Annotated in this window: 14 protein-coding genes and 1 riboswitch; of the genes, 10 read left to right on the forward strand and 4 right to left on the reverse strand. The window is 49.5% G+C overall.

Going from position 1 to position 12,382, the window contains the following annotated elements; all coding sequences use genetic code 11:
• The 5 genes from C508_RS0113630 (at window position 1) to C508_RS0113650 (ending at window position 3,432) form a co-directional block, all read left to right on the forward strand.
• On the forward strand, window positions 1–402 hold the full coding sequence (locus C508_RS0113630) for a hypothetical protein (protein ID WP_018704127.1): 402 nt from the start codon (window positions 1–3) through the stop codon (window positions 400–402).
• Entirely contained in the window at window positions 399–692 is a 294-nt protein-coding gene (locus C508_RS0113635) for a hypothetical protein (RefSeq protein ID WP_018704128.1), read from the forward strand. The genes C508_RS0113630 and C508_RS0113635 overlap by 4 nt, the downstream gene beginning before the upstream one ends.
• A complete protein-coding gene (locus C508_RS19585; protein WP_018704129.1) occupies window positions 692–1,774 on the forward strand; it encodes an SUMF1/EgtB/PvdO family nonheme iron enzyme in 1,083 nt (360 codons plus the stop codon). The genes C508_RS0113635 and C508_RS19585 overlap by 1 nt, the downstream gene beginning before the upstream one ends.
• A gap of 41 nt (window positions 1,775–1,815) precedes the next feature.
• Entirely contained in the window at window positions 1,816–2,154 is a 339-nt protein-coding gene (avd, locus tag C508_RS0113645; RefSeq protein WP_018704130.1) for a diversity-generating retroelement protein Avd, read from the forward strand.
• 276 nt (window positions 2,155–2,430) lie between these two features.
• The gene (locus C508_RS0113650; RefSeq protein WP_018704131.1) at window positions 2,431–3,432 is read left to right on the forward strand and encodes a reverse transcriptase/maturase family protein; all 1,002 of its coding nucleotides are present in this window, start codon (window positions 2,431–2,433) and stop codon (window positions 3,430–3,432) included.
• Here the strand turns inward: C508_RS0113650 and C508_RS20930 are convergent.
• Entirely contained in the window at window positions 3,421–3,648 is a 228-nt protein-coding gene (locus C508_RS20930) for a helix-turn-helix domain-containing protein (RefSeq protein ID WP_018704132.1), read from the reverse strand. The genes C508_RS0113650 and C508_RS20930 overlap by 12 nt on opposite strands.
• 142 nt (window positions 3,649–3,790) lie before the next feature.
• On the opposite strand from C508_RS20930, the gene C508_RS0113660 reads away from it, so the two are divergent.
• From C508_RS0113660 to C508_RS0113670, 3 genes are all read left to right on the forward strand, one after another.
• Window positions 3,791–4,435, forward strand: coding sequence for a cyclase family protein (locus C508_RS0113660; protein WP_018704133.1), 645 nt, complete (start codon window positions 3,791–3,793; stop codon window positions 4,433–4,435).
• Between the two features lie 36 nt (window positions 4,436–4,471).
• Window positions 4,472–5,332, forward strand: a complete 861-nt coding sequence (locus tag C508_RS0113665) for a ferredoxin-like domain-containing protein (protein ID WP_018704134.1) — start codon at window positions 4,472–4,474, stop codon at window positions 5,330–5,332.
• 127 nt (window positions 5,333–5,459) lie between these two features.
• The gene (locus C508_RS0113670) at window positions 5,460–6,785 is read left to right on the forward strand and encodes an MATE family efflux transporter (RefSeq protein ID WP_018704135.1); all 1,326 of its coding nucleotides are present in this window, start codon (window positions 5,460–5,462) and stop codon (window positions 6,783–6,785) included.
• 170 nt (window positions 6,786–6,955) lie between these two features.
• Here the strand turns inward: C508_RS0113670 and ribB are convergent, their stop codons facing one another.
• Window positions 6,956–7,597, reverse strand: coding sequence for a 3,4-dihydroxy-2-butanone-4-phosphate synthase (gene ribB, locus C508_RS0113675; protein WP_018704136.1), 642 nt, complete (start codon window positions 7,595–7,597; stop codon window positions 6,956–6,958).
• A 126-nt stretch (window positions 7,598–7,723) separates the two neighbouring features.
• Window positions 7,724–7,875, reverse strand: a riboswitch (FMN riboswitch).
• A 111-nt stretch (window positions 7,876–7,986) separates the two neighbouring features.
• Here ribB and C508_RS0113680 point away from each other — a divergent pair.
• Window positions 7,987–8,520, forward strand: coding sequence for a DUF4337 domain-containing protein (locus C508_RS0113680; protein WP_018704137.1), 534 nt, complete (start codon window positions 7,987–7,989; stop codon window positions 8,518–8,520).
• Window positions 8,521–8,542: 22 nt separating this feature from the next.
• Window positions 8,543–9,544 (forward strand): hypothetical protein, encoded by a 1,002-nt coding sequence (locus C508_RS0113685; protein WP_018704138.1) that lies wholly within the window; start codon window positions 8,543–8,545, stop codon window positions 9,542–9,544.
• A 344-nt stretch (window positions 9,545–9,888) separates the two neighbouring features.
• Here the strand turns inward: C508_RS0113685 and C508_RS0113690 are convergent, their stop codons facing one another.
• Together C508_RS0113690 and hcp are read right to left on the reverse strand one after the other, a co-directional pair.
• Window positions 9,889–10,320, reverse strand: coding sequence for an OmpH/Skp family outer membrane protein (locus tag C508_RS0113690; RefSeq protein ID WP_018704139.1), 432 nt, complete (start codon window positions 10,318–10,320; stop codon window positions 9,889–9,891).
• Between the two features lie 202 nt (window positions 10,321–10,522).
• Window positions 10,523–12,166, reverse strand: a complete 1,644-nt coding sequence (gene hcp / locus C508_RS0113695) for a hydroxylamine reductase (RefSeq protein ID WP_018704140.1) — start codon at window positions 12,164–12,166, stop codon at window positions 10,523–10,525.
• Window positions 12,167–12,382 lie beyond the last annotated feature (216 nt).

Below are 12,382 nucleotides of genomic sequence, written 5' to 3' on the forward strand. Positions count from 1 at the left end.
ATGGCAGAAACACTGGATCTTGGCATGGGGCCAGAGCAGGCGCTGCAGGTGTTGAATGCGCACGACCATTCTGTCGGCGGTGTTGGTGGGCCAATCGGCGAAAGTGCCATCGCTGATGGCGCGATAAGCACGGGAAAAGTTAAAAATAAAGCCATCACGGTCGAAAAGCTGGATGATGGAGTCTTGAAGGCAATCAGCGACTCTCCACTGAATCCGCTGCAGGCATGTTCAATCACTTATAATGCAGCGGGACAGCCGGAAACGGTCGTATCAGAGGGTAAAACCTACACTATGACCTATGACTCGAAGAAACGGCTTAACACTGTGAGCGATGGACTTAAAACCATTCAATGCCAGTATAACGAATGGGGACAATTTACAGGGACGGTGATTGTATTATGACAAAACGATTTTTTCCTAAAGACTGCGGAATTGCTTTTGTGGCTGATGTGGCAATCGACGGCGACCATATAAGTGTGCCGGACTTCGTCTTTGAGCTAGACGGCAAGGAACATCAAATCACCGGCGGAGTCTTTGACGTTGTGGTTGGTGATACGATTTACATTACACCACAAGGGCTTCAAAAGGTGCCGGAAAAAGAGTACCCGGAACATTTATTTGAAAGTGGATCCGCTTACTGGCTTGTAAGTAAAACGAAAGACGACATTCTGGTATTGGAGGTAGAGAAATAATGATAGTCATTCAAGCAAACAATTTCCCTCAATATAGTATTGGTGCCGATGCCGTTTTTGAACCGCTCTTTTTGCCGCCGGATGGGAATAGAACGCGCTTTTGTATTGGATGGTCTGGGTTAGGCCGCTACACAGCCGGCACTCTCCGCCTGTGGCGCAATGGAGTAAGTTTAGCGCCGAATGTTGATTTTATCGAAGAAGATAATGGCATGTTCTATAAATTTACTACCGCCCCTACGGGAAAGCTCTTGGAATATATGGTTTCCTATGTACCGAGAGCGACCGATAAAGCCTTTGCAACTGGAACCGACGAAATGTTTCTGTTCCCTAACTGGTTGGGCGCGGTTGGCATTGGCGATGCCTTCTGGATCGGAAGACATGCAGCTTCAAGAAGTGATGCGTCAAATACGGCTGTCGGAACCTCAAACGTGCCGAGTTCACGGCGCAGTGTTGTTCCGTGGTGCTCGGTAGACTTTGCGACCGCCAAAAGTGCTTGCTTCGCCAAAGGAACCGGCTGGCATATCGTACAGAACCGCGAGTGGGCAAATATCGCACGCTGGTGCAAGCTCCTGGATATTTACCCGACAGGAAACTCGGCCAGCGGCGTAGATGGTATGGGCGTCGCTCATGCGCCCGATCCGACAGTATCGGGAAGAGCGCTTACCAGCACCGGGCCAACGACATCCAGTCATAACTTGCTGCCGAGTGGCATATACGACCTAGTCGGCAATGTTTGGGAATGGATTGATGGCGTACAGCTTCAAGGTGGTGTATTGTGGATTTTCGATGGCAACAATGCTTTGGTGACTACTGGGATTAACCCTACTTTTGGATCTTCTGGCGGCGCATTTTCATACCTTCGTACAGACGCAAACCTTGTAAACGAATGCATCCCAGCCACGACCGGAGAATCTTGCAGAGGAAATGATGGTTTCTGGTTTAGTGCTTCCGGCGTTACCCAACTTCTAAGAGGTGGCGGCTGGGGCAACGGTGCCCTCGGCGGGCTGTTTACGTTCGGCGTCAACGGTGCCCCGTCGGGCTCCGGTACGAGCGTTGGCTTCCGCCTCGCAAAGAGCATGTGATAATCTGAAATCTGTAATCTGAAAATCTGGAGGTTTTTAAATTGGTATCTGACCTAGCTATTTGGCAAAAAATCGTGGATATGACTGCATACGTCATCCCGGTATGTAATAAATTTCCCAAGAACCAACGCTTCGTTTTAGGACAGCAAATTCAAAACAAATTACTGCAGTTGGCAACAACGACGATTGAGGCCAATAAAGCTAGGAATAAAACTCAATTACTTGATAAATTAGACACAGAATTGGATCAGTTTCGATTCTTAGTCCGGGTTGCTGCTACCTTAAAACTGATGCCAGGACAACAATATGAGAACATTGCTAAGATGACGGCAGAAGTAGGCCGTATGTTGGGCGGTTGGCAGCGGCGTTTTCGGGCATAAATTAGGGCGGCGGCTTATAGGTGGCAACTGGGGCAACGGTGCCCTCGACGGGCTGTTTACGTTCAACGTCAACAATGCCCCGTCGAACTCCGATACGAACATTGGCTTCCGCCTCGCAAGCATGCAATTGCCCGAAGACGTCCGCTTCTCCGGTCGTCCTGTGCTCATGCTCTTGGAGCCGCCGTCCTTCCTCTCAGAGGTAAACAGCAAGATGTCAGCGTCCGGCTGGTAGCGTTTGCGAATGTGGGGCGACTTTTATTACTCAGGTGATAGTATTTGAAACGTTTTGGAAATTTATACGAAAAAATTTACGATTGGCAGAATTTAATCTCCGCCTATCAAAAAGCACGGCTAGGCAAACGATATAAAAGTGATGTGCTTCGCTTCTCTCTTAACCTTGAAGAAGAAATATGCAACATTCAGAACCACCTGATATGGGGAACATATAAACCAGGCGACTATTATTTGTTTAAGGTATATGAGCCGAAAGAAAGAGATATAATGGCCTTGCCTTTTAAGGATAGAGTGGTTCAGCACGCTCTTGTAAACGTCATTGAAGCGCTGTTTAACAGGTCTTTTATTTATGATAGTTACGCTTGTAGAGTCGGGAAAGGCTCTCAGCGTGGAATGTTGAGAGCGCAGGAATTTATACGCAGGGCTGGTCCTGGTTGTTGGATACTCAAGGCTGATATAAAAAAGTTCTTCAATAATATTGACCATTCTATCCTTAAAAGAATACTTATAAGAAAGATAAAATGCCGCAAAACCCTTTGGTTATGCGGCCAATATATTGATAAGCACGGAGGCAAGGCTGGAATACCTATAGGAAACTTGACAAGCCAGTTATACGCGAATATCTACCTGGACCAATTGGATCATTATGTTAAAGATATGCTCGGTATAAAATGGTATGTTAGATATATGGATGACTTTATGATTGTATGTAAAACAAAAGAAGAGGCATATAATTTAAAGAAACATCTTGCAACCTGGTTATGGGAAAACCTTCGTATGGAGTTTAACAGCAAAACCCAGGTGTTCCCCGAAAGGCAAGGAGTAAACTTCCTGGGCTATAGAATCTGGCATAATGGTATTAAAATAAGACATACAACGGTGCGAAGGTTGAAAGGTAAAATCAAACGTTTTAAACGGATGAGGGTAAAAAGAAAAGCATCGGTAGCTGATATTATACCGACGCTGATGAGTTGGCAAGGTATGGCAAAATGGGGGAATTGCAGGACGATTGAAAAGCGGATTTTTAAACTATTAAACGAATGAGTTTTTCTCAAAATAAATGTCCCAAATTCTCAAACTTCGTGTCGCGCTATACTCGGCTAATGCGTTCAGAATGTCATAGATGCGGGTACGAGGGACGCCGGCGGTTTTGCTGACTTTATAGGCGTTGCTTCGTCCTAGGCGTAGAAGAGCTAAGTAGGTTTTTGCTTCATATTGTGTAAGGCCGAAAGTTTGTAACTCTTGGCAAAGTGTATCCATTTAACGAGGACTCCTTTATAGTAGTCACTACAATGAATACTATAAAGAAGCGCGTAAAAAATGTCAATAAAATCCTCTTGACGGATCAGATCGTAAAGCGCAAATTAGTAAGTGAGAAGTAGCTGAGGAGGCGGAATGAATTATGCGAATGATCGATTTATCGCAGCCGTTGCACGAAGGCATGCCGGTGTATCCTGGTACGCCTGCTCCTGTATTTTCTACAGTAACTACCGTGGAGAACCATGGGTATCGGGTAAAGAAAATCTCCATGAACACGCATGTTGGAACACATATGGATGCGCCTGCGCATATGCTGGCACAGGGAAAGACCTTAGATGCGCTGCCCTTAGAACGGTTTATGGGACGGGCGGCCATTGTAGATGTGCGCGCTTGCGCTGGCGGCGCGATTGGCGTAAAAGACTTGCAGGCGCAGGAAGAATGGTTGGCGCAAGTTGACTTTGTTCTGTTTTGGACAGGCTGGAGCCGTTATTGGGGGCAGGAACAGTATTTGCGGCAGTACCCTGTTTTAACGGCGGAAGCCGCGAGTTATCTAGGAAAGTGCCAGCTAAAAGGGGTAGGGATTGACGCTATCTCCTTTGACGCGATTGATAGCAACGATTTTGAAATTCACCAACGGCTCTTGGCGCAGGAATTGGTATTGATTGAGAATTTAACCCGCTTAGAGGAGGTTCAGAGCGGTGCGAACTTTTTTGCGCTGCCTTTACCGCTCAGCGGGGCGGATGGCTCGCCGGTGAGGGCCTTTGCTTCGCAAACAGAAGTGATATAATTAAAAGTAAAAATGAGCAAGAAGAGGTGCTTGGTTATGGCGGCGAAACCGGACTATAAAAAATACGGCTTTATTCCTCAACGGCAGAAGGGTCTTCTTTTGATGCGCCTGCGCAATTGCGCAGGGAATGCAACAGCGGAGGATTTGCGTAAGATTGCGGCGTTGGCGGAGAAATTCGGAAGTGGTGAAGTGCATTTTACGGTGCGTCAGGGCGTAGAGATCCCCGGCGTGCCGGAAGAGTGCTTTGAAGAGGCTCTGCAGGCTATTTTAGACGCAGGGCTGCAGCATGCGGTTTGCGGTCTACGTGTGCGTCCCGTCATGGTGTGTCCCGGCAACAGCACTTGCCCGTATGGCCTGGTGGATACGAACAGCCTGGGAAAAATGCTGGATCAAGACTATGTAGGCAAGGACTTGCCAGCTAAGACGAAGTTTACGGTCTGCGGCTGTGCAAATGCTTGTACTAAGCCCCAGGGGCATGATGTAGGCTTCCGAGGAGCGGCGGAGCCGTTGCTGAAAAAGGAAAGTTGCGTGCGTTGCGGCGCCTGTGTGAAGCGTTGTCCGGCGAAGGCTATGTCGCTGGAGTCCGGCGAGTTGGTTATCGACTATCAAAAATGCCTGTCTTGCGGTGTTTGTGTGCGTTTGTGCCCCAAGAAAGCGCTGCAAACAGGGCGGGAAGGCTATCATATCTATGTCGGCGGCAAAGGCGGACGTTATACGCAGGAAGGCAAGATTGTCGCGGAATTTGTCACCGAAAAAGAAGTGCCCCAATACCTGGACGCCATTTTGGCAGTGTACGAAGAAATTGGCGAAAAAGGACAGCGCCTGAATGCTGTTATGTCCCGCTATGGGTTGCGGAATTTCCAAAAGCGCATGGAGAAAAAATTAGGAGCAGAATAGTAATCTTTCCAGGGAAGATCTTGGAAGAAGCAAGAAAGGCCGCAACTGCGGCCTTTCTTTTCTTTGACAGGGCGAGGCTTCTTTGCTACGATAGTCTGACACCTGAAAGAAGACTAAGGAGAATGCTGTGAGGACGCAATCGTTATTTAAGTTGGCTTGGCCGATCTTTATTGAGCAGGCTCTCATTATTATGGTGGGAGTTGTAAATGTATATATTCTCAGTCGCTATGATAGCTCAGCGGCTGCGGCAGTAGAGGGATGCACCCAGGTGCTCTGGAATGTATTCTTGGTTTTTGCCGTTATTTCGCTCGGAACCTCGGTATTAGTGGCTCAGAATGTTGGCGCAGGAAATCGCGAACGCATTGATAAGACGGCGGCCGTATCGCTGCTGTTTAGCTTGGGACTGGGACTGTTCTCCAGTGTTGGACTGATTTTTTGGGGCGAAGAATTGCTTCTTTTTCTGGGCTTGTCAGAAGGACTGTTAGCGCATGCGAAGACGTATTTGCTCTTGGTGGGCGGGTTTGTTTTCCTTGATGCGCTGTTGTTCTCCAGCGACGCTATTTTGAAGGGCTTTGGTCGGACCAGGCAATGCTTGGCGGTGACGGCGACAATGAATGTGCTCAATCTTTGCGGCTCGGCGGTGTTGGGGTTGGGTCTGCTTGGGTTTCCGGCATTAGGCGTATGGGGAGTGGCTCTGGCGGCGGTCGGCAGCAAGGCGGTGGCGGTAGCTTTGGCGCAAGGGTATTTATTTACCCGTCTCTTGAAACCGGCTATTTTTCGCCATTTGCTCGCTTTTCCATTTTTGGAGCTGCGTCAAGTCTTGAAAATCGGCTTCCCCGCTGCGATGGAAAGCATGTCCTACACGTTGAGCCAAACGGTTTTGATGGCCTTAATTTTAACGTATTTGGGCTCGGAAGCTTATGTGGCGCGTACCTACGCTTGGTCGGTCATCAAGATGGCCTTTCTATTTTCCTTGGCTATCGGCCAGGCCAATGTGATTATGATTGGCCAATTAGTGGGCGCCGGGCGGTTTGACGAAGCGGCGCGCGTAGGAATGCGTAATTTCCGCATTGCTTTTGGCGCGGCCTGGGTGCTTGGTCTGGGCTTATTCATGGGGCGTACGGAATTGATGCGGATTTTTACGGATGAAGAGGCGATTATTTCATTAGGTGCGCTGGTATTTATGATCGATGCGTTCTTGGAGCCGGGAAGAACCTTTAATATTGTGCTCATTTCGGGTTTGCGCGGTGCCGGGGATGTGCAGTTCCCGGTGGTGATGGCGGTTTTGTCTATGTGGAGCGTGAATATTGGATTAGGATATTATCTAGGCGTTGTGCTGGGCTATGGCCTGCCAGGCATCTGGGCCGCCATGCTGGTAGATGAATGGATTCGCGGTTTGGCCATGCTCTGGCGCTGGCGCAGCGGCGCTTGGCGGAGCAAAGCCTTGGTGTGATAAAAGTTAGTAGAAGCGAAGAATAAACAAGAGAACCAGAGTGACCAGAGGGTACGCAAGAGGATTATGAAATAAAAAAGAGCAACATAGAAAAAAGAGCCGTCGGCGCAGATATAACGCCGACGGCTCTTTGCAAGTAGAAGTATAAGGTGGAAATTAACTGCTATTTCTCAGTCAAACTGCAGGCGGTAAGCGATGATATCATCAACCGTCACAACCGGCATGTCGTGCTTTTTGGCAAATGCGGCAATTTCCGGCAGGCGGGCCATAGTACCGTCTGGGTTGGTGAGTTCGCAAAGAACGCCGGCTGGCTCTAAACCGGCTAGGCGCATAAGGTCTACGTTTGCTTCTGTGTGACCAGGCCGATCTAAGACGCCGTTTTTCCGGGCGCGTAGCGGAAACATATGTCCGGGCATGCGCAGATCAGCAGTGGAAGCGTCAGCGGCAATGGCGGCTTTCACTGTAGCGACGCGGTCGGCTGCTGATACGCCGGTAGTCACGCCTTGAGCCGCTTCAATGGAGATGGTGAAAGGGGTCTGAAAACTGCTGGTATTGGTTTCGACCATCATCGGCAGGCCCAACTGGGAGGTTTTTTCCTCGGTGAGGCACAGGCAGACAATGCCGCTGCCTTCGCGAATAAGCAAGGCCATTTGCTGGGGTGTCAGGCTTTGGGCGGCAAAAAAAATATCGCCCTCGTTTTCCCGGTCCTCATTGTCGGTGACCAGGACGCCTTGTCCCTGACGCAAGGCGGCGAGCGCGTGTTCCACCCGTTCTGCGGGTGTGCCAAAAGAGTGAAGCAGAGATTGATTCATAGTAATACTCCTCCTTAATGCTAAGTCGGACTTACCAGAATCAGGGCCAGAAAGAGACAGTAAAAGCAACACAGTAAAACAAGCCGGACGAAAGTACTCCGGAACTTGCCAATGCGTTAGCAACTGCCTTATCCTCTTCTATCCGGACTATCACCGTCGGCACTGGCTTGTTACCAGTTCTGCTGACCTTTTTACGGTTAGGCAAAAAGCGCTCGCGGGCTCCCCGGCTGCGCCGGGATACCGCCGATGGGGAATTTCACCCCGCCCTGAGAATAAGTTCGCTTGCCTTTAGTATACTCTTTTGCGAGCGGGTGTCAACTCGCAAGAACAGGCAGGATTTTACGGTGTACAGCGGGAATATAGGAGAACTACTAATTGGGGAGGCTATTATGGCAGACAGGCAGAATGAGAAAAAAACGTGGAAAGATCACCTAACAACGGTCATTGCCGTGACGACGCTGGTTTTGGCAGCGTGCGCCACGATTGCTTCGTTTAAGGCGGCTGGATATGGAAACCGTATGGTATTGGCGCAGAACCGCGCTTCGGATCAATGGGCGTACTATCAGGCGAAAAGCATTAAGGAAACGCAGTATCAAGTGCAACGCGACTCCCTGACGGCATTGATGCCCCAGGAAACGCGCACAGAGGAGGTTGCTAAGCAAATCGGAGCCTTTGAAGAGGAAATCAAACGCTACAAAAAAGAAAAAAATGAAATCACCCAGGAAGCGCAAAAATTGGAAGCGGAACGAGACGCCGCCAGCCAGTATAATACGATGTTCGGTCAGGCATTGATGTTTTTACAGGTTGGCATTTTGTTGTCATCCTTGTCTGCGATCAGTAAATCGTATGGGTATTGGGGCGTTGGCGTGGTGGTAGGTTCTATAGGGGTTGGTTTGTTTTTTTATGCTTGGCTGATATTCTAACAGAAGAGCGGGGGAAGTCTAGATGAAAATTTTTTCAGGAAACCCTAGGGCACTCGTTGTTGCTGCTTGTATGGCTCTGATGATTAGCGGGCCTTCGGCGGCGTTGGCGCATAGCGATCATGGCCCCTGCCAGGATTGTATGTCAGCGGAAGAGTTCAGATTGGCGGATGTACGGCATTTTTTCCCGAGCGCTTTGGGGCAGAGCTGGAACTATGTCGGCTATGGACAGGAGTTTGCCGGTTTTAAGCGAACGGTGACGCAAAGCAAGGACGGGCGGGTACAGGTAGAGGATGTCAATGGCGGGGCCCATACGGCAAGAGTGTTTTCCATGGCGGAAGATATGATAGCGCAGCAGGTGGTGCTGAGTGAAAGTGAAGCTAAGGGAGATTTGCTTGCTGCTAAGCCTAACCAAGAAACGCTGCTTTTAAAAGGACCACTGCAACAAGGCGCTACCTGGGAAGACGGTATGTGGCGCTACCGCCTTCTCAGCGTCACTAAGACAGTGTGGGTGCCAGCAGGGCTGTTTGCCGGTGTTGTGGAGGTACAGGCTCGCTCTTTGGCTAGACCCAATGAGGTGGTGGTAGCCTGTTATGCACCGGAAGTAGGCTTGGTGCGGCGAGATTATTACAGCGGCGATGGCGCGCAAATCAGTGCGCAACTGCAAAGCATGAGCATAGCCGGACAGAACGCGCTGCCGCAGGAGAAACTATCGCTGCCTGATTTTTTTAGCGGTATTGTGAAGCAGCAGGTACCGGGAGAGGCAACCGCTGGAGTTCGCTTTGCTCGGATTCGCACCTTAAATGACAAAGGGCATGAACACTATGCAGCGATTGTCGATGTTTATCGCGCGCCTGCCGGTTTTAACGGCGATCCTCTGGCCATGCCGGAAAGCTGGAAAGCCGCTGGTTGGCAGGTTCTGATAGAAGCTACCTATCAGGCGCAGTTTCAGCGTAAAATAGAAGGCGGTCAAGCGAGCTACGTGCTGACAGAATGGCTGCCAGCGAAGGAAGCCTATCCGAAATAGAACACGAACAAGAGAGCTGGAGTGACTGGAGGGTACGACGGAGGATTCGTTTAACAGAATCTCTAATAAAAAAGGCAGCAGGTTTTCGGCCTGCTGCCTTTTTCGGCGAGTTCCATTTGTAACTTTACCGTTAAGGAGCTGATAATTTAATGAACACTCCATCAAAACGAAACGGCGCTGGATGCGCCTAAGGTCGGTTGTGCTAGGATTGCACGACAACCGACGTCTTTCTTCTTTTAACGCGAAAGAAAGCCTCGGCATAGCGGCGCTCTGCCGAGGCTTTCTGACAATGGCTGATGGAAAAAGAGCCGTTTTGATGTGAGATGTGAATAAATTAGCAGTTCCTATTTCTTTAGCTTTTGGAGGACTTCCGCGGTGATATCCGTACCGCCCAGGGCGACGCTGTTCTTATAGATGACTAAGGAGAGTCCTTTTTCATCGGCGACGGCTTTCATGGCGACCTGAATGCTGTCCGCAATAGGCTTAAATAGCTCTTGGCGTTTTTGAGCCAACTGCTTGCCAAGCTGTTGATCCAAGGCCTGCTTGTCTTTGTCGCTCAACCCGGCGGATTTTGTGGTAAACTCTTGGCGCAGTTGTGTTTGCTCGGTTTGCAGGGCTGCGTTGGCTTGAGCTACATCGGGATGATTATTGATTACATACATAATATCCACGACGCCGACCGGAAGTTCTGCGGCGGCTGCCGTGCCAGGCATAATCAGGCAAAGGGCAAGAGCTAAGATGGTAAAATAGGCTTTAAAGCAAGCGGACCATTTCATAGTGTAGCCTTCTTTCTATTCTTTATTTTTAGTAAGAGTACTGCTGGAACTATTATACAAACTATACGGCTTTAAAATTGCTTATGTCAAGATTAATCCCACGCGCCCTTCGGCTCTTATTGCGGTCCTTATTCAAATCTAGTTCTGCTCCTTGGCGTGATATAAAAAAGCCCGTCCAATAGGACGGGCTTTAAAGCGTTATTTAGGAGAAGAACATCTTCATGTCGTCTTCTACATTGGTGACGCCGCCGATGCCGAAGGTTTCTACGAGAACCTTGGCGACATTAGGCGAGAGGAAGCCAGGCAGCGTAGGACCGAGGTGAATGTTTTTAACACCCAAGTACAACAGCGCCAGCAGTACGATAACGGCTTTTTGCTCGTACCAAGCAATATTGTAAGAAATGGGGAGTTTGTTGACATCGTCCAGGCCGAAAGCTTCTTTAAGTTTCAAAGCAATAACGGCCAAGGAATAGGAGTCGTTACACTGACCAGCGTCCAGAACGCGGGGGATGCCGCCGATATCGCCGAGAGGCAGCTTGTTGTAGCGGTACTTGGCGCAGCCAGCGGTGAGGATGATGGCATCCTGCGGCAAAGCTTTGGCAAATTCACTGTAGTAGTCGCGGCTCTTCATGCGGCCATCGCAGCCGGCCATAACGAAGAAGCGTTTTACGGCGCCGCTTTTTACGGCTTCGATGACTTTGTCAGCCAGGGCCAGAACTTGGTTGTGGGCGAAGCCGCCGACGAGTTCGCCGTCTTCCAGCTTGGTAGGCGAAGGACATTGTTTGGCATGGGCGATGAGCGCCGAGAAATCTTTGGTTTTACCGGCTTGGCGAGGAGCAATCTTTTTGAGTCCTTCAAAGCCGACAACGCCGGTGACATAAACGCGGTCTTTATAGCTGTCCTTAGGCGGCACCAGACAGTTGGTGGTCAGCAGAACAGGACCGTTGAAGGTTTCGAATTCTTTATCCTGCAGCCACCAGGAGTTGCCGTAGTTGCCGACAAAGTTGTCATATTTTTTGAAGAAGGGATAATAATGAGCCGGCAGCATTTCGCCGTGAGTGTAGACGTCAACGCCGGTTCCTTTGGTTTGTTCCAGCAGTTCTTCAAGATCCTTGAGATCGTGGCCGCTGATAAGAATGGCCGGGTTGTTACGTACGCCAAGATTGACCTTGGTGATTTCCGGCGAGCCGTAGGTAGTGGTATTGGCTTTGTCCAAGAGCGCCATAACGTCCACGCCGAATTTACCGCATTCCATAACCTGGGCAACTAGTTCATCCGCGCTAAGCGCGTTATTGGTGGTGGCTACCAAGGCTTTTTCCATAGCGGCGAAAATAGCGTCGTCCGCATAGCCCAAAACATAAGCGTGCTCGGCGTAAGCAGCCATGCCTTTGACGCCGTAAATAATGAGTTCCCGTAAGGAACGAACATCTTCATTTTCCGTGGAGAGGACGCCGACAGTAGCCGCCTTGGCTTCAAACGCTTCTACGTTGTCAGCATGCCACAACGCGCTGTCGTGAGCGGCTTTAGGCGTCAGGCCAGCTTTGATTAAGGCGTTTTTGACATCTTCGCGCACCGCCAGGGCTTCCTTGATTAAAGCAACAAAGCGTTCTCTATCGAAGTTGGCGTTGGTGATGGTGGCGAAAAGGCCTTCCATGATGAATTTGTCCGCTCCGCCTGTAGGCAGCTTGGCTTCGCGGGCTTCCAAAGCGTACGCGGAAATTCCTTTAAGGGTGTAAATCAGAAGATCCTGCAGATTGGCTACATCCGAGGTCTTTCCGCAGACGCCGCGCATGGTGCAACCGGTTCCTTTAGCTGTTTCTTGACACTGAAAGCAAAACATTGACATAGTGTTCCCTCCTTATAATATACAAAGTGACAGTAAATCCGTGTGAAAACTGCTGGAACTATAGGTAATGCAGTTCTGTTGACAAACGTAGTATACCAAGGAGCTTTACGCATCGTCTGTGATGCAGGTCACATAAACAAAAAAATGCTGCAGAAAAACATAAGGTCTGAATTTTCCGTCTAAAGCATTTTAAGAAACAATTTCGACAAAGAAAAG

This window comes from Anaeromusa acidaminophila DSM 3853 (assembly GCF_000374545.1).
Taxonomy (GTDB): Bacteria; Bacillota; Negativicutes; order Anaeromusales; family Anaeromusaceae; genus Anaeromusa; species Anaeromusa acidaminophila.